The organism is Streptomyces antnestii (genome assembly GCF_004005495.1).
Classification (GTDB): Bacteria; Actinomycetota; Actinomycetes; order Streptomycetales; family Streptomycetaceae; genus Streptomyces; species Streptomyces antnestii.
The window spans coordinates 192,170-210,308 of record NZ_RZYA01000001.1 but is presented as its reverse complement, the minus strand read 5'-3'; the positions used below and the strand labels follow the sequence as shown (position 1 = coordinate 210,308).

11 protein-coding genes are annotated in these 18,139 nt (G+C 67.9%); 2 read left to right on the top strand and 9 right to left on the bottom strand.

Features of this window, described 5'->3' with window-relative positions:
- The first annotated feature begins 62 nt into the window (after positions 1-62).
- Entirely contained in the window at positions 63-1,166 is a 1,104-nt protein-coding gene (locus EOT10_RS00890) for an LCP family protein (RefSeq protein WP_127826066.1), read from the top strand.
- Positions 1,167-1,291: 125 nt separating this feature from the next.
- On the opposite strand, the gene EOT10_RS00885 is transcribed toward EOT10_RS00890, so the two are convergent.
- The 9 genes from EOT10_RS00885 to ngcE form a co-directional block, all read right to left on the bottom strand.
- Positions 1,292-2,776 carry an amino acid permease gene (locus tag EOT10_RS00885; protein ID WP_127826065.1) on the bottom strand — a complete coding sequence of 495 codons (1,485 nt, stop codon included), beginning with the start codon at positions 2,774-2,776 and terminating at the stop codon, positions 1,292-1,294.
- Positions 2,777-2,933: 157 nt separating this feature from the next.
- Positions 2,934-4,859 (bottom strand): 1-deoxy-D-xylulose-5-phosphate synthase, encoded by a 1,926-nt coding sequence (gene dxs, locus EOT10_RS00880; RefSeq protein WP_127826064.1) that lies wholly within the window; start codon positions 4,857-4,859, stop codon positions 2,934-2,936.
- 272 nt (positions 4,860-5,131) lie between these two features.
- Positions 5,132-6,436, bottom strand: coding sequence for a sugar ABC transporter permease (locus tag EOT10_RS00875; RefSeq protein ID WP_127826691.1), 1,305 nt, complete (start codon positions 6,434-6,436; stop codon positions 5,132-5,134).
- Between the two features lie 17 nt (positions 6,437-6,453).
- The gene (locus EOT10_RS00870) at positions 6,454-7,245 is read right to left on the bottom strand and encodes an ATP-binding cassette domain-containing protein (protein ID WP_189490949.1); all 792 of its coding nucleotides are present in this window, start codon (positions 7,243-7,245) and stop codon (positions 6,454-6,456) included.
- 229 nt (positions 7,246-7,474) lie between these two features.
- On the bottom strand, positions 7,475-8,584 hold the full coding sequence (locus tag EOT10_RS00865) for a sugar ABC transporter substrate-binding protein (protein WP_189491126.1): 1,110 nt from the start codon (positions 8,582-8,584) through the stop codon (positions 7,475-7,477).
- Between the two features lie 133 nt (positions 8,585-8,717).
- Positions 8,718-9,917: an ROK family transcriptional regulator gene (locus EOT10_RS00860; RefSeq protein ID WP_127826061.1), complete on the bottom strand. Its 1,200-nt coding sequence runs from the start codon at positions 9,915-9,917 to the stop codon at positions 8,718-8,720.
- Between the two features lie 219 nt (positions 9,918-10,136).
- Positions 10,137-11,054, bottom strand: coding sequence for a carbohydrate ABC transporter permease (locus EOT10_RS00855; protein ID WP_127826060.1), 918 nt, complete (start codon positions 11,052-11,054; stop codon positions 10,137-10,139).
- Between the two features lie 2 nt (positions 11,055-11,056).
- Positions 11,057-11,980: a carbohydrate ABC transporter permease gene (locus EOT10_RS00850; protein WP_127826059.1), complete on the bottom strand. Its 924-nt coding sequence runs from the start codon at positions 11,978-11,980 to the stop codon at positions 11,057-11,059.
- A gap of 60 nt (positions 11,981-12,040) precedes the next feature.
- Entirely contained in the window at positions 12,041-13,489 is a 1,449-nt protein-coding gene (gene ngcE / locus EOT10_RS00845) for an N-acetylglucosamine/diacetylchitobiose ABC transporter substrate-binding protein (protein WP_127826058.1), read from the bottom strand.
- Positions 13,490-13,973: 484 nt separating this feature from the next.
- On the opposite strand from ngcE, the gene EOT10_RS00840 reads away from it, so the two are divergent.
- Complete coding sequence (locus tag EOT10_RS00840) at positions 13,974-17,792, top strand: GH92 family glycosyl hydrolase (protein ID WP_127826057.1); 3,819 nt, start codon at positions 13,974-13,976, stop codon at positions 17,790-17,792.
- Positions 17,793-18,139 lie beyond the last annotated feature (347 nt).

The following is an 18,139-nucleotide window of genomic DNA, read 5'->3' as shown; positions in this document are numbered from 1 at the left end:
ACCCGAGTCCCACACCGTCAATCACCGCCCTCCGGGGCACGACAAGCGAGGACTCAGGCAGGATGAGCCATGTCTCGACGCCCCAGCGCAGCAGCTCCGGCGGATCCTCCCACGGGGGCCGCGCGAGCCGGGGACGGAAGCGGGAGCGCACCGGACGACGCCGGACGGGCCGGAAGATCCTGCTGGCGCTGGTGATTCTGGTGCTGGCCGCGGGCGGCACGGGATGGTGGCTCTACAGCGACCTCAACAGCAACATCAAGGGCGTCGACCTGGACGAGGCGCTCGGCAAGAACCGCCCCGAGAAGCTGCCCACGTCCGGCCAGAACATCCTGGTGCTCGGCTCGGACTCGCGGGCGGGAGCCAACGCGGACCTCGGCACCGGCAAGGTCGCCGGCGCACGCTCCGACACCGCCCTCGTGATGCACATACCCGAGGGCCGCACCCGGGCCACCGCGGTGAGCATCCCGCGCGACACCCTGGTCACGCGCCCCGAGTGCACCAAGTCGGACGGCTCCACCCTCCCGTCGGCGAAGCGCGTGATGTTCAACTCCGTGTACTCGCTGGCCGGTCCGGCCTGTGTGGTCAAGACGGTCGAGCAGATGTCCGGCGTGCGCATGGACCACTTCATGGAGATCGACTTCGCGGGCTTCAAGGGGCTCGTGGACGCGATAGGCGGCGTCACCGTCACCGTCGACAAGCCGATCCACGACACGTCCAGCGGCCTGGACCTGAGCGCGGGCACCCACAAGCTCGACGGCACCCAGTCCCTCGCGTTCGTGCGGACGCGGCACGGCATCGGCGACGGCAGCGACCTCGGCCGCATCGGGCTCCAACAGCAGTTCATGATCGCCCTGTTGAGCGAGATCAAGAAGCAGGACCTGCTGGGCAGCCCCACGAAGTCCTTCAAGATCGCCGACAAGCTCACCGAGTCGCTCACCACCGATTCCCAGCTGGCGTCCCTGACGAAGCTGGCCAAGTTCGCCCGCAGCATGAACGGGGTCGATCCCTCCACCATGGAGACGATCATGCTGCCGGTGGCGTACGACAAGACCGACCCCAACCGGGTGGTCGCCGCGGAGCCGCAGGCCTCGACTCTGTGGAAGGCGATCCGCTCCGACGACGACATCCCCGAGTCCGCCAAGAAGTCGCCCGCCACGGGCGGTTGAGCCATCCTCTCCACGCGTGATCACCGACGGCGCGAACGTCGTCGGTTCCGCGCCGGACGGTTGCTGGCCACCGGGCTGCCCGAACGCGTCGGGCCCCTCGAACTGGTCCTGGTGGTCGAGGGTCCCTACTCTTCCTTCTCCCCCCGCCCCAGCCGGCTGTGTGACCGCCCGTACGCGAAGTAGATGACGAAGCCGATGACCATCCAGATGGCGAAGCGGACCCAGGTCTCGGCCGGCAGGTTCAGCATCAGCCACAGGGACGCGAGGACCGACAGGATCGGGACCAGCGGGACCAGTGGGGTGCGGAAGGCGCGGTGCAGGTCGGGGCGGGTGCGGCGGAGGATGATGACGCCGAGCGCGACCACGACGAAGGCGAAGAGCGTGCCGATGTTCACCAGTTCCGCGAGTGCGCTGAGGCTGGTGAAGCCCGCCAGGATCGCGATGATCACGCCGAGCAGGATCGTCGGCCGGTACGGCGTCTTGAACTTCGGGTGGACGACGGAGAAGAAGCGGGGCAGCAGCCCGTCGCGGCTCATCGCGAAGAACACCCGGGTCTGGCCGAGGAGGAGGATCAGGCAGACCGTCGTCAGGCCGACCGCGGCGCCGAAGCTGATGACACCCGCGTACCAGGGGTGCCCGGTGGCCTTGAACGCGTCCGCGAGCGGTGCGTCGATCGACAGTTCGCTGTACTTCTGCATGCCCGTGACGACGATCGACACGAGGACGTAGAGCGTGGTGCAGATGACGAGGGAGCCGAGGATGCCGCGCGGCATGTCGCGCTGCGGGTTCTTCGTCTCCTCGGCCGCGGTGGCCACGACGTCGAAGCCGATGAAGGCGAAGAAGACGACGGAGGCGGCGGTGAAGATGCCCATCACGCCGAAGTTGGTGGGGGCGTAACCGAACATCAGCTGGACCAGGGGTGACTGGAGGCTGCTGCCCGCCGTCTGCGGCTGCGCCGTGGGGATGAACGGCTTGTAGTTGTCGCCGTTGATGAAGAAGGCCCCCGCGATGATCACGATCATGACGACGGTCACCTTGATCGCGACGACGACCGTGGTGACGCGGGCGGAGAGCTTCATCCCGACGACGAGGATGGCGGTGAGGACGAGGACCAGGGCGGCGGCGAGGATGTCGAAGCCGAACCCCGAGGCGCCGTCCCGTCCGCCCAGGTTTGCGGGCATGTGCCAGCCGGCGTTGTCCATCAGGGAGCGGATGTAGCCCGCCCAGCCGACGGCGACCACCGCCGTGCCGAGCGCGAACTCCAGGACCAGGTCCCAGCCGATGATCCAGGCGGGCAGTTCACCGAGCGACGCGTACGAGAAGGTGTACGCGGATCCGGCGACGGGGACCGTGGACGCGAACTCGGCGTAGCAGAGCGCCGCGAGGCCGCAGGCGATGCCCGCCACGACGAACCCGAGGGACACGGCCGGGCCCGCGTTCTCCTTGGCGACCTTGCCGGTGAGGACGAAGATGCCGGTGCCGATGATGACGCCGACGCCGAACACAGTGAGGTCCAGAGCGGACAGGGACTTCTTGAGTGCGTGTTCCGGCTCCTCAGTGTCCGAGATCGACTGTTCGACCTTCTTCGTTCTGAAGAGGGTGCTGCTCACGGGGCTACCTCCACGCTTGACGTCCTCGACATGATCGAGGGGGCGTGGAGTGCGTATGCCCCGACATGAGTCGATTCACGCGAATGGGCCGGTTCCACCACCCGTACAGGGTGCCGGAACCGGCCCAACGGCCTATGGAGCAGAGGCAGCAGAGGCGTCAGTCGCGCGCGGGCTGTACCGCGTCCGTGGCCGTGGCGCGCTCGAAACGGCCGTCCAGCTTGGCGACCAGGCCGGTGACCTGACGTGCGATGTCGGGGGCCGTGAGGCCGATCTCGGCCATGATCTCCTTGCGCGAGGCATGGTCGAGGAAGCGCGGCGGGATGCCGAAGTCACGCAGCGGCACGTCGACGCCCGCGTCGCGCAGAGCCTGCGCGATCGCCGAACCGACCCCGCCCACCCGGGAGTTGTCCTCGACGGTGACGACGACGCGGTGCTGCTCGGCGAGCGGGGCGAGCGCCTCGTCGACCGGCTTGACCCAGCGCGGGTCGACGACGGTCGTGGTGATGCCCTGCCTGTCCAGGAGCCCGGCGATCTCCAGGCACATCGGGGCGAGCGCCCCCACGGAGACCAGGAGGACGTCCGGCTTGGCCACCGACGGCTTGCGCAGCACGTCCATGCCGCCGATCTTGCCGACGGCCGGGACGGCCGGTCCGACGACACCCTTCGAGTAGCGGACGACGGTCGGTGCGTCGTCGACCTCGACGGCCTCGCGCAGCTGGGCGCGCAGCTGCTCGGCGTCGCGCGGGGCGGCCAGGCGCAGGCCGGGGACGACCTGGAGCATGGACATGTCCCACATGCCGTTGTGCGAGGCGCCGTCGTCACCCGTGACGCCGGCCCGGTCCAGGACGAAGGTGACGCCGCACTTGTGCAGCGCGACGTCCATGAGGACCTGGTCGAAGGCGCGGTTGAGGAACGTGGCGTAGACCGCGAAGACCGGGTGCACGCCGCCGGTCGCGAGGCCCGCGGCCGAGGTGGCGGCGTGCTGCTCGGCGATGCCGACGTCGTAGATGCGGTCCGGAAACGCGTCGGCGAACTTCTTCAGACCGACGGGCTGGAGCATCGCGGCGGTGATCGCGACGACGTCGTCGCGGTCGTGGCCGAGCTTGACCATCTCGTCACCGAAGACGGACGTCCAGCTGGCGGCCGACGCCTTGATGGGCAGGCCGGTGTCGGGGTGGATCGGGCCGATGCCGTGGAAGCGGTCGGCCTCGTCCTGCTCGGCGGGCTTGTAGCCGCGGCCCTTCTCGGTGAGGCAGTGCACGATGACCGGGCCGCCGAAGCGCTTGGCGCGGGCGAGCGCCGACTCCAGGGCCTCGATGTCGTGGCCGTCGATGGGGCCGACGTACTTGAGGCCGAGGTCCTCGAACATGCCCTGCGGGGCGATGAAGTCCTTGAGGCCCTTCTTGGCGCCGTGCAGGGTCTCGTAGAGCGGCCTGCCGACGACGGGCGTGCGCTCCAGGAGGTCCTTGCCGCGGGCCAGGAACCGCTCGTAGCCGTCGGTGGTGCGCAGGGTGGCCAGGTGGTTGGCGAGGCCGCCGATGGTGGGGGCGTACGAGCGCTCGTTGTCGTTCACGACGATCACGAGGGGGCGGTCCTTGGCGGCCGCGATGTTGTTCAGGGCCTCCCAGGCCATGCCGCCGGTGAGGGCTCCGTCACCGATCACGGCGACGACGTGGTCGTCCTTGCCGCGCACCTCGTTCGCCTTGGCGAGGCCGTCGGCCCAGCCGAGGACCGTGGAGGCGTGCGAGTTCTCGATCACGTCGTGCTCGGACTCGGCGCGCGAGGGGTAGCCGGACAGGCCGCCCTTGGTGCGCAGCCTGCCGAAGTCCTGCCGGCCCGTGAGCAGCTTGTGCACGTAGGACTGGTGACCGGTGTCGAAGAGCACCCGGTCCTTCGGCGAGTCGAAGACGCGGTGCAGGGCGATGGTCAGCTCGACGACGCCGAGGTTGGGGCCGAGGTGGCCGCCGGTCTTGGATACCGCGTCGACCAGGAAGGTCCGGATCTCTCCGGCCAGCTGGTCCAGCTGCTCCTGGCTGAGCCGGTCCAGATCGCGCGGTCCCGTGATGCGGGTCAGCAGCGGCACCCGTGCCTCCTTGCGATAGAGCTGTTCGAGCTTTTGCCGGGTCTGTCGAGTCTAATGTTCCGCCTTTGCGGGCCGCGCCCGGGCTGTGCGTCGTACGTCACGCGATCGGCCGCACGTGAGGGGTACGCGCGTTCGGGAAACGGTGCCTGGGCATGCCTGTGCCCGGCGTCTCCCTAGACACCGGGCACAAGCCCGCGCCCCTAAGGGGCGCGGGGAACTGCGCGACCAGCCACAACCGGCCCGCAGACATCACACATGGCTGAGCGGAGCGCTCACGCGCGGCCCGCCGACTTCTGCGTCTTGCGGGTGACCGAGTCGATGACGACCGTGGCGAGAAGCACACCGCCGGTGATCATGTACTGGATCGGCGTGGCGATGCCCTGGAGGGCCAGGCCGTACTGGATCGACGTGATGACGAGCACACCGAGCAGCGCGTTCCAGGTGCGGCCCCGGCCGCCGAAGAGGCTGGTGCCGCCGATGACGGCCGCCGCGATGACGTTCATCAGGAGGTCGCCGGCGCCAGCGCTCTGGTTGGCCGCCGCGATCTTGGAGGCCCAGAAGAGACCGCCGACCGAGGCGAACAGGCCCGCGATGGCGAAGACCGAGATCCGCACCGCCGTGACGTTGATACCGGCACGCCGCGACGCCTCGACGCTGCCGCCGAGCGCGAGGATCTTGCGGCCGTACGAGGTACGGCGCAGCAGGAAGTCGGTGGCGACCAGGACGATCGCGAAGAGCAGCACCGCGAGCGGCAGGCCCTTGTACTGGTTGAACATGATCGCCACGGCGAAGGCGGCGATGGCGAGCAGCGCCGTGCGCAGCACGATCTCGCTCAGCGGGCGGGACGGGATCCCGGCGGCCTCGCGGCGCCGGTTGCCTAGGAAGGCCGACAGGAAGTAGCCGGCGACCGCGACGACGGCGAGCCCGTAGGCGGCGGCGATGTCGGAGAAGTAGTACGTGGTGAGCTTGCCGACCACGCCCTCCCCGTCGATGTTGATCGTGCCGTTGGAGCCCAGGACCTGGAGCATGAAGCCGTTCCAGAACAGCAGGCCCGCCAGGGTGACGGCGAAGGCGGGCGCGCCGATCCGGGCGAAGAAGAAGCCGTGCAGCGCGCCGATGACGGCGCCGGCGGCGAGGGCGGCGAGGACCGCGAGCCACTCGTTGACGCCGTGGGTGACGCTCAGGACGGCGGTGATCGCCGCGGAGACACCGGAGACGGAGCCGACCGACAGGTCGATCTCGCCGAGGAGCAGCACGAAGATGATGCCGACCGACATCATGCCCGTCGCGACCATGGCGACGAAGATGTTGTTGAGGTTCTCCGCGCCCAGGAACGCCGAGTTCAGGCTCTGGAAGATCGCGCAGATGACGATGAGGCCGATGACGACCGGCGTCGCGCCGAGGTCACCGGCGCGCATCTTGCGCTTGAACTCGCCGATGTAGCCCGCGAATCCCTGCTCGCGCACGAGGAGGCGGGGGTCGATGGCGACGGTCGCGTCACCGGCGGCCGCCGGGGCGTCCACAGGGGCGTGCGCCTTGCCGGTTGTGTTGGCTGTGTCGGTCTTGCCGACGCTCACGGGCGACTTTTCGATGCTCACTTCTGAGCCTCCGCGTTGGTGCGCGCCGCTCGACGGGTCACGGCGTTTTCCGTGGCGCCGGTGATGGCGGAGATGATCTCTTCCTGCGACGTGGTCCGCACGTCGAACACGCCGTTGTTACGGCCGAGCCGGAGGACGGCGACCTTGTCGGCGACGGCCTTCACATCGGCCATGTTGTGGCTGATGAGGATGACCGCGTGGCCGCGCTCGCGCAGCCGCTCGACGAGGTCGAGGACCTGCGCGGTCTGCTCGACGCCGAGCGCCGCGGTGGGCTCGTCGAGGATGACGAGCCTGGGCTCGCCGAGCATGGAGCGGGCGATGGCCACGACCTGGCGCTGACCGCCGGAGAGCGAGGCGATCGGGATGCGCACGCTCGGGATGCGGATCGACAGGGTGTCGAGCAGTTCCCGGGCGCGGCGCTCCATCTCGACCTCGTCGAGGACGCCGCGGCGCTTGATCTCACGCCCCAGGAAGAGGTTGCCGACGACGTCGATGTTGTCGCACAGCGCGAGGTCCTGGTAGACGGTCGCGATGCCGAGGTTCTGGGCGTCGTGCGGCTTGTTGACCGCGACGGCGCTGCCGTTCCACTCGATGACACCCTCATCGATGGGGTGCACACCGGCGATCGTCTTGACGAGGGTGGACTTTCCGGCGCCGTTGTCGCCGACCAGGGCGACCACCTCACCGGCGTGGACCTCAAGCTCTACGTCGGTGAGCGCCTGGACGGCACCGAATCGCTTGGAGACCCCGCGCAACGCCAGCACGGGCGTAGCGGACACGTGAACCATCTCCTTCGCCGCCGAAGGCCTGACCCGGCGGGAGGTTGAACAGAAGTGAGGACTGGGGGGTGCGTACGGCAAGGGGGGGCCGTACGTCACTGCGTCCGGCGCCCCGCCGTTGAAGCTGCGGGGCTGTCGGCGACGGGGCGCCGGACGTGCTCACACGGGCGCGCTCCTCAACGGTGCGCTCATGTCCCGTGCAGGACAAGGGAGTTGCGGCAGGCGGCTGCGGCCCGGGTTACTTGAGGCCGATCTTGTCGCAGGCGGCCTTGTACTTGGCCGTGCAGATCTCGCCCAGGGTGTAGTAGCCCTGCTTGATGACCGTGTCCTTGATGTTGTCCTGGGTCAGGGAGACCACCGGGACGATCACGGACGGGACGCCCTTCTCGGTGCCGCTGTCGACGGTGCCCGTCTTGATGGAGTCGAGGCTCTCGCCCTTGGCGACGGCGACGGCCATCTTGGCGACGGTCTCGGCCTCCTGCGGGTACGACTTGAAGACGCTCATGTTCTGGTCGCCCGTGACGATCCGCTGCACACCGGCGAGCTCGGCGTCCTGGCCGGTGACCGGCGGGAGCTTGCTCAGGCCCGCGCCCTTGAGCGCGGTGATGATGCCGCCCGCCATGCCGTCGTTGGCGGAGTAGACACCGGCGATCTTGTCCTTGCCGACCGCGGAGATCGCGGCATCCATGTTGGCGTTGGCGTTCTCCGGCTTCCACTCCTTGGTGTCGTAGGACTTGGCGATGGTCACCTTGTCCTTGAGCACCGAGAGCGCGCCGTCCTTGAACTGCTTGGCGTTCGGGTCGGTGATCGCGCCGTTCATCATGACGATCTTGCTGCTCTTGGTGGCCTTGGCGCCCATGGCCTTGAGCAGGGCCTCGCCCTGGGTCTTGCCGACCTCGGTGTTGTCGAACGAGGTGTAGGCGGAGATCGGACCCTCGGCCAGGCGGTCGTACGCGACGACGGGGATGCCGGCGTCCTTGGCCTTCTTCACCCCGCTGGCGACGGCCTTGTAGTCGACCGCGTCCAGGATCAGCACGTCGACCTTCTTGGTGATCATCGTGTCGATCTGCTGGGACTGGAGGGACGGGTCCTGCTTGGCGTTGAGGTACTCGACCTTGCCCTTGCCGTTCGTCAGCGTCGCTATCTGCTTCTCGATGATCGGCTTGTCGAACTTCTCGTAGCGCGCGGTCTGGTTCTCCGGAAGGAGCAGGCCGACCGTCAGCGCGTCACCCTTCTTCGGGCTCGCCTTGCCGCTCTCGCCCCCGCCGCCGGACTGCTTGGCGCTGCCGCAGGCCGCGAGGGAGACGGCCATGGTGGTGGCGCAGATGGCTACGGCCGCACGACGCATACGCGTATTCACTTCAGAAACCTCCCTGACGAGGCCGCGTCGTTGCGGCCGAGGTGGCTGGAAGTCAACTCGGCCGCAAGGCCACCGTCAAGGAGTAAATCCTTAACGAGATGGCAACGGTGTCATGCGTTCTCTAAGTGAAGGCGGGCGCGACGGTCGGCAGCGTGCCGTCCAAAAGGGTCGAATCACCCATCTCGCTGAGGGCCAGGGCGAGCGCCCCGAGCACCTCCGCGCGGCCGCCCAACGCCCCCGGCAGGACGGACAGTTGACGGGCGGCGCTGGGGATCGCGTAGCGCCCCACGGACTCCCTGATGGGCCCGAGGACGAGCTCTCCGGCCTCCGCCAGATCACCGCCGAGAACGACCCGGCTGGGGTTCAGCAGGTTGCAGAGATTCGCGACCCCGCTGCCGATGTGCCGGCCCACGTCGGCGATCACGCGCCGGCACCCCGGGTCGCCGTCCCGCGCGAGCCTGACCACGGCCTCCATGGTCAGATCGGTGCCGTGGCTGGACTGGAGCAGCGGCAGCACGTAGCGGGCCGCGGTGAAGGTCTCCAGGCAGCCGCGGTTGCCGCAGCGGCACACGGGCCCCGACTCGTCGAGGGTGATGTGCCCGATCTCCCCCGCCGTGCCGCCAGGGCCCCGGTAGATCTTCCCGCTGATCACGAGCCCGGCCCCGACACCGCTGGCGACCTTGATGTATGCGAGGTCCTTGACGCCGCGCCCGCTGCCCCAGACCAGCTCGCCGAGGGCGCCCAGGTTGGCGTCGTTGTCGACCTGCACGGGCACGCCCAGGCGCCGGCTCATCTCCTCGGCGGGCTTGGTGCCGGTCCAGCCCGGCAGGATCGACGTGGAGCCCAGCTGGCCGCTCTCCACGTCGATGGGACCCGGCACCCCGAGCCCGACGCCCGCCACCTTCGTACGGTCCACCCCGGTGGCCGCCACCAGGCGTTCCACCAGCTGCTCCGCCCGGTCGAAGCCCTGCGCCGCGGAGGCGTCCACGTCGAGAGGCTCGGCCTCCTCGGCCAGCACCTGGTGCGCGAGGTTGCCGATCGCGACGCGCAGGTGCGTGTGGCCGAAGTCGACGCCGATGACGATGCCCGCGTCACCGCTGAGCGAGACGCTGCGGGCCCGCCGGCCGCCCGCCGATGTGGGCGTGACCTCGACCGTGCCGCCGTCCTTGAGCTCGCGGACGATGTTGGAGACCGTGGCGGCGGACAGTCCCGTCGTCCTCGCGATCTCCGCCTGCGTGAGCGATCCGGCGAGCCGCACGGCGCGTACCACCCGCTCGAGATTGGCCCGATGCAGTGACGACTGCGACCCCGGAGTCTCCACGACGACCTCCTGCGTACGAGGCCGCTTCGATGAGGCCTCGGCGTATGTCCAACTATTGAACTCTAAGCTGAGCCTTTAGGGTTGCCTCCCGTCAAGAGCTTGAGCGATACCGGGCACATAAGAGCGCGGATGAGCGCACACGGGCACGGACACGGGTGAGGGCCCGGTCCCGGAAGATCTCCTCCGGAACCGGTCCCTCACCCACGGTGGGCAGCGGCGTTACTTGAGCGCCCCCGCGGTCAGGCCCTGCACGACCTGACGCTGGAAGATGATGTACGCCCCGAGCACCGGGAGCATCGCCATCACGAGGCCGGCGAAGAGACCGGACCAGTCACCCTTGTAGCCCTGGCTGGTCGCGAGCTCCACCAGCCCCTGGGCCAGCACCCGCTTGTCCGGGTCGGTGTTGAGCACCGTCGGCAGCATGTACTGGTTCCACTGCCCCAGGAAGTTGAAGATGCCCACGCTGATCAGGCCCGGCTTGGCCATCGGCAGCATGATCTGGAAGAACGTCCTGGTGTGCGAGGCGCCGTCGACGAACGCCGCCTCCGCGATCGACGTCGGCAGCGTCCTGAAGAACGACGTCAGGAAGAAGACCGTGAACGGCAGCGAGTACGCGATGTAGGCGATGATCAGGCCCTGCAACGAGTTCAGCAGGTGCAGGTTCTGCATCACGTAGAACAGCGGCACCAGGGCCAGCATGATCGGGAAGCTCATTCCTCCGACGAAGAGGAAGTAGATGAACCGGTTGCCCGGGAAGTCGAAGCGGGCCAGGACGTACGCGGCCATGGAGCCGAGCACGAGCGTACCCACGAGCGAGCAGCCCACCACGATCGCCGTGTTGGCGAAGTACTGGCTCATGTGAGCCTGACCCCAGGCCCGCGACCAGTTCTCGAAGTGCAGCTTGTCCGGCAGCGACCAGGGCGAGCTGAAGATCGAGTTGTCGTCCTTGAAGGACGTCATCACCGCCCAGAGCAGCGGCATGACGACCATGATCGCCCAGATGACGAGGACACCGTGCGAGAAGACGTTGAGGGTGGTGCCCTCACTGCTCTTCTCCTTGACGGCCGGGGCCGCCGTCTTGCTCACCGGCGGACGGTCCTCGATGGGGCCGGCGGGCGGGATGTCAGTGGTCTTCATGGTCAGAACTCCAGGCGCTCGCGCCGGCCGAGCCGCATCACGACCGCCGCGAAGAGCAGCGTGACGACGAGCAGGGCGACGCCGATCGTTGTGGCGTAGGCAGCGTTGGCGTCGCGGAACGCCGACAGGTACACGTACAGCGGCAGGACCGTGGTGGAGTAGTCGGGGCCGCCGGGGCCCACGGTCATGATCTGCACCGAGGCGAAGGCCTCCGCGCCGAGGGCCAGGATGCCCATGTAGATCCAGCCGGACTGCACGGTGTCCCAGAGCAGCGGCAGCGTGATCTTGAAGAAGGTGGTGAATCGGCTCGCGCCGTCGAGCAGCGCCGCCTCGTAGAAGTCCTTCGGAATGGACGCCATGCCCGCCGAGAAGAGCACGACGAAGAATCCGACGGTGCTCCAGACCAGGACGGCCATGACGCACCACAGAGCGAAGTTCGGGTCACCCAGCCAGTCCGGCTGGATGCTGCCGAGACCGACCGCCTTCAGTGTCCCGTTGATCACGCCGTCATTGGGATTGAAGGCGAACCGGAAGAGGATGGCGACGATCGCGATCGAAAGCACCTGCGGGAAGAAATACGCGATCTTGTAGAACCCGGAACCACGTACTCCGGTGATGGCGGTGCCCTTTCGGCGCCGCCCACCGACATTGAGCATGAAGGCGAAGAAGAGCGCGAGGCCCAGCGTCACCAGCGGCAGCAGCAGAACCAGCATCACACTGTGCTGCAAGGACTTCCAGAAGACGTCGTCCTGGAACATCCGCTCGTAGTTGGCGAAGCCGACCATCTTGAAGTCCGGGCTCAGGCCGGTCCAGTCCGTGAACGAATAGTAGATGGACTGGATGAACGGCCAGATGACGAAGACTGCATACAACGCCAAGGGGGCCACCAGGAACCCCACAATGAACCTGTACTTGCCGTGTTGCATGGTTTACCGACCCCGATCGATTCGCGGGTGCCGCCGCTGATGACGCGTGCGCACGAGCTCTTACTGGTGCTTGTAGTGCTTGATGGACGAGTCCTTGGCGGCCGCGTCCGCGTAGCCCTGAGCCTTCTTGATGGCCTCGGCCGGGGTCAGCCGCCCTGCCATCATCTCGCCGAGGACGGATACGCCGATCTGCTCCTTCTGGAGCTTGACGTACCAGTCCTGGAGGCGCGGGTTCACCACGTTGTCGCCGGCCTTCTCCAGGGCCGCGACACCGGACTTGAGGCCCGGGGTCAGCTCGATGCCGTCGGTGCCGCCGTTGAACGCGGTGAGCGACTTGACCGAGGAAGTGAAGTTCTTCGAGGACTCCTCGGAGAGCATGATGCGCAGCTGCTCCATGCCGCCCTCGGCGTTGTTCGCCTTGGCCGGGACGATGAAGGGCTCGCCGCCGGACGCCCAGATGGTGCCGAAGGGCATCTTGTCGCTGGAGTCGAGGCCGGAGGGCGCGCCCACCGACAGGCCGAAGTCCTTGGGGATGACGCTCGCGGACTCGTTCTCGACCCAGGAGCCGTTCGGGATGAAGAGCGCCTTGCCCTTGGCCCACGCGGTCTGCGACTGGATGTGGTCGATGCCGGGCGTGCCCTTGAGGATGTAGCCCTTCTTGTACAGCTCGTAGTACGCCTCGAAGGCGGACTTGACGGCCGGGTCCTGCCAGGCGCCCGGCTCCAGGTTGTCGATCTTGTCGAGAACCTCGCGGCCGCCGATCTTGGCGATGAACGGGTAGAGCGAGAACGGCAGGTAGTACGGGTACTTGCCCGCGTACGTCCAGCCCGCGATGCCCTTCTTCTTCGCCTTGGCGCACAGGGCGAGCATGTCGTCCCAGTTCTCCGGGTACTGCGCGTCGAGGCCGTCCAGGGCCTTCTGCGAGTACCAGACGCCGTAGACCGTGTACGCGTAGTACATGATCCAGACCGGGTCGCCGTCGAACTGGCCCATCTCGACGATGCCCGGGCGCAGGGTGTCGCGGACCTTCTTCGACGGGTCGTCGAACGAGGCCGAGTCCAGGAGCGGGGTGAGGTCGGTGAGCTGCTTCTTGCCGACGAGGACGCCCATGTCCATCTGCTCGGCGCCCGAGTTGTCGATCAGGTCGGGGGGCGTGCCACCGTTGAACTTCGGCTGGAGCTCCGACTGGATCTTCTGGGTCGCGTGGAACTGGATCTTGGCCTTGGGGAACGCCTTCTTGTACTGGGCGTTGGCGTCCGTGGCGTACTTCGTGCCGAAACCGCCGTCGAAGATGGTGACCGCGAGCGGCGCCGTCTCGTTCACGCCGAGCGGGTTCTTCGCGGACGTCTTGCCCTTCTTCGCCTTGTTCCCCGAGCCGCTGTCGCTGCTCGCGCAGGCGGACAGGAAGCTCATCGTGGGAACGGCGACCAGACCGAGCGCCGCGGACCGCTTGATCAGGTCGCGGCGGCCGAAGCCCTCACCGTTGTTCTGGGCGGAAGTGGATCCCATGCTCAAGTCCTCGCCTTCTCCAGGACTCAGGCGGTGAACCGGATCCTCCCCGGCACCGCGGTGATGTGAAGCTGGGGTGGTGCTTGATGTCTACACGCCGGGATCTGTCGGAAGGGCAACGGCGCGCGGAACACGCCTTCGCCGTTCTCCCCCATCCCCCCGCGCTGTCCGCGGCCGGTGGATACGGCTGAGCAGACGCCGACAGGTATAGTCCACTTCACGTCAACTGGGCAAGATCGAATGCAGGTTTGCGCGGCGTTCTTTCCCGAGTTGAGACCTCACGGATATACGCGACGCCCATGAACGGCCCGTGCGCGCGAGGAACGGCCGATGACCTCGCGTAATGGATGGTCGCGCCACTCTTCTCCTCTCGCGCGCCACGCGCGGTGAATCCAACACCCTTGACACCACAGGCGACTTGCCGCCCTACTGGACCCTGCGCAGCGAATTGACAACGTTGTCTCCCGCCGGAGGGTGCTCGCCGATGCACGGCAGATCCAGACAGAGACTCAAGGCCACGGCCGCCCTCGGGGCGGCCTCACTCGCGCTCGTCGCCGCGGGCCAGGGCGCGGCCGCCGCGGCGCCCGCTCAACAGCCCCGCGCCGACAGCGAGTTCAGCTCCTCGTTCGAAACGGGCGATCCCGCCCCCACCTGGCTGAACACCGTGGATACCGCCGCGGACGGCACGAAGCGCGCGTCCGGGGTCGACGGCGGCTACAGCGGTGGAATTCCGGGCAATGTCAACAGCCATGTCACGGAGGTCCGCGCCAGCGCCGAGAACACGGGCGGCGGCGAGACCAAGGAGAACCTCGTCGACGGCGAGTCCAGCACCAAGTGGCTGGCTTTCGCCCCCACCGCCTGGGTCGAGTACGACCTCGACGAGTCGGCCACGATCACGACCTACGCGCTGACGTCGGCCAACGACGCCGCCGAGCGCGACCCGCAGGACTGGACCCTCAAGGGCTCCACCGACGGCAAGGAGTGGACGACGCTCGACACCCGCACCGGGGAGAGCTTCGCCGACCGCTTCCAGACCAAGAAGTACGACATCCAGAACCCGGCCGCGTACCAGCACTTCCGGATCGAGTTCACCAAGAACCACGGCGCCGGCATCACCCAGCTCGCCGACCTCCAGCTGGCCACGGGCGATACCGGCTCCCCCACGCCCGAGGACATGCTCTCCCTCGTCGACAAGGGCCCCAGCGGCTCCCCCACCGCGAAGGCCGGCGCCGGCTTCACAGGAAAACGGGCGCTGCGCTACGCGGGCACGCACAAGGCGGACGCGCGAGCGTACTCGTACAACAAGGTCTTCGACGTCGACGTGGCCGTCGCCCGGGACACGGAGCTCTCGTACAAGATCTTCCCGTCGATGGCGGACGGCGACCGTGACTACGACGCCACGAACGTCTCCGTGGACCTTGCCTTCACCGACGGCACCTACCTGAGCGACCTCAAGGCCACCGACAGCAACGGCGGGCTGCTGACACCGCAGGGCCAGGGCGCGGCGAAGCGGCTCTACGTCAACCAGTGGAACGCCGTCGCCTCCGGCATCGGCTCCGTCGCGGCCGGCAAGACCGTCGACCGGATCCTGGTGGCGTACGACTCCCCCGAGGGGCCCGCGAAGTTCCGCGGCTGGATCGACGACGTCTCGCTGAAGGCCGCGAAGCCCGAACCGCCGAAGGCGCATCTGTCGGACTACGCGGTCACGACCCGCGGCACGAACTCCAGCGGCGGCTTCTCGCGCGGCAACACGTTCCCGGCCACGGCCGTTCCGCACGGCTTCAACTTCTGGACGCCGGTCACCAACGCCGGTTCCCTGAGCTGGCTGTACGACTACGCGCGCGACAACAACGCGGACAACCTGCCGACGATGGAGGCGTTCAGCGCCAGCCACGAGCCGAGCCCGTGGATGGGTGACCGGCAGACGTTCCAGATGATGCCGTCGGCGGCGTCCGGCACCCCGGACACCTCCCGCTCCGGCCGCGCGCTGCCGTTCCGGCACGAGAACGAGACGGCCCGCCCCTTCTACTACGGGGTGCGCTTCGAGAACGGTCTCAAGGCCGAGATGACGCCGACCGACCACGCGGCGATGCTGCGGTTCACCTACCCCGGTGACGACGCGAGCGTGATCTTCGACAACGTCTCCGACCAGGCGGGCCTGACCCTCGACAAGGACAAGGGCGTCGTCACCGGCTACTCGGACGTGAAGTCCGGACTCTCCGCGGGCGCGACCCGGCTCTTCGTCTACGGCGTCTTCGACACCCCGGTCACCGGCGGCGACTCCACAGGGCCCAAGGGGTACCTCCGCTTCAAGCCGGGCGCCGACCACGCGGTCACCCTGCGCCTCGCCACGTCCCTGATCGGCATCGACCAGGCGAAGGCGAACCTCGCCCAGGAGCTGCCGTCCGGCTCGACCTTCTCCTCCGTACGGGACAGCGCCCGCGCCCAGTGGGACAAGCTCCTCGGCAAGGTCGAGGTGGAGGGCGCCACACCCGACCAGCGCACCACGCTCTACTCGTCCCTGTACCGCCTCTACCTGTACCCCAACTCCGGCTTCGAGAAGGTCGGTTCCACGTACCAGTACGCCTCCCCGTTCTCGCCGATGCCGGGCCCGGACACCCCGACCCACACCGGCGCGAAGATCGTCGACGGCAAGCCGTACGTCAACAACGGCTTCTGGGACACCTATCGCACCACCTGGCCCGCCTACTCGCTGCTCACCCCGAAGAAGGCCGGTGAGCTGGTCGACGGGTTCGTGCAGCAGTACAAGGACGGCGGCTGGATCTCGCGCTGGTCCTCGCCGGGCTACGCGGACCTCATGACCGGCACGTCGTCGGACGTCGCGTTCGCCGACGCGTACGTCAAGGGCGTGAAGTTCGACGCGGAGGCGGCCTACAAGGCAGCCCTGAAGAACGCGACCGTCGTACCGCCGTCGTCGGGCGTCGGCCGCAAGGGCATGGCGACCTCGCCCTTCCTCGGCTACACGTCGACGGACACGCACGAGGGCCTGTCCTGGGCCCTTGAGGGCTACCTCAACGACTACGGCATCGCGAAGATGGGCCAGGCCCTCTACAAGAAGACGGGCCAGAAGCACTACAAGGAAGAGTCGGACTACTTCCTCAACCGGGCCCGCGACTACGTGAACATGTTCGACCCGAAGGCGGGCGGCACGGGCTTCTTCCAGGGCAGGAGCGAGAAGGGCGACTGGCGCGTCGAGTCGTCGAAGTTCGACCCGCGCATCTGGGGCTACGACTACACGGAGACCAACGCCTGGGGCTACGCGTTCACGGCCCCGCAGGACTCGCGCGGACTCGCCAACCTCTACGGCGGCCGCGACGGTCTCGCCAAGAAGCTCGACACGTTCTTCGCCACCCCGGAGACGGCGACCTCCGACGTCGCGGGCTCGTACGGCGGCGTCATCCACGAGATGACGGAGGCGCGTGACGTCCGGATGGGCATGTACGGCCACTCGAACCAGGTGGGCCACCACATCACGTACATGTACGACGCGGCGGGGCAGCCGTACAAGACGCAGGAGAAGGTTCGCGAGGTCCTCTCCCGCCTCTACACCGGCAGCGAGATCGGCCAGGGCTACCACGGCGACGAGGACAACGGCGAGCAGAGCGCCTGGTACCTCTTCTCGTCCCTCGGCTTCTACCCGCTCGTCATGGGCAGCGGTGAATACGCCATCGGCTCCCCGCAGTTCACGAAGATGACGCTGCACCTGGAGAACGGCGAGGACCTGGTCGTCAAGGCGCCGAAGAACAGCGCGAAGAACATCTATGTGCAGGGCCTGAAGGTCAACGGCAAGGACTGGACGTCGACGTCGCTGCCGCACTCCGTCGTCGCGAAGGGCGGGGTCCTGGAGTTCGCCATGGGCCCGAAGCCGTCGTCCTGGGGCACCGGAAAGAACGCGGCGCCCGTGTCGATCACGCAGGACGACAAGGTGCCGTCGCCGCTCCGTGACGTCACGACGGGCTCCGGCCCGCTCTTCGACAACTCGTCGGTTACATCGGCGAGTTCGGAGTCGGTCGACCTGCCGGTGGGAGCGGACGGCGCGAAGGCGGTCCAGTACACGCTGACGTCCTCCGACGACCGGGCCAAGGCTCCGGCGGGCTGGAAGCTGGAGGCGTCGGACGACGGCACGTCGTGGAAGACGCTGGACGAACGCTCCGGCGAGTCCTTCACATGGGACAAGCAGACACGGGTGTTCTCGGTCCCGTCGCCAGGGACGTACAAGCACTACCGGCTGGTGTTCACGGGCGGTGCGGCAACGCTTTCGGAGGTGGAGCTGCTGAGCTGATCCTCATCGAGAGGTGAAGTCGCGGGCGGGCGTGAGGAGTTCACGCCCGCCTGCGGTTCTGTGGGGTCCGTTACCTGCTCGGCCGCGGTTCAGCGTCCCTCAGGCCCCGGTCGGTGTTGCTGAAGACCGCTACGGGGGCGCGCACGGCTCCGCTACGGCAGGGTCCAGCGCTGGTTCGCGGCCGTGGCGTCGCAGTCCTGGATGACCAGCCGCTGTGCCGTGTCGGATCCGGGTACCGCGAGGCACCTCACGTCCCCTGAAATCGCTACCACTTGATGAAGTGCTTGCCCTCGCAGTCCCGGTTCGACCCGGCGGACGGCCCTCATGGGCGTCACTGATTGATCGTG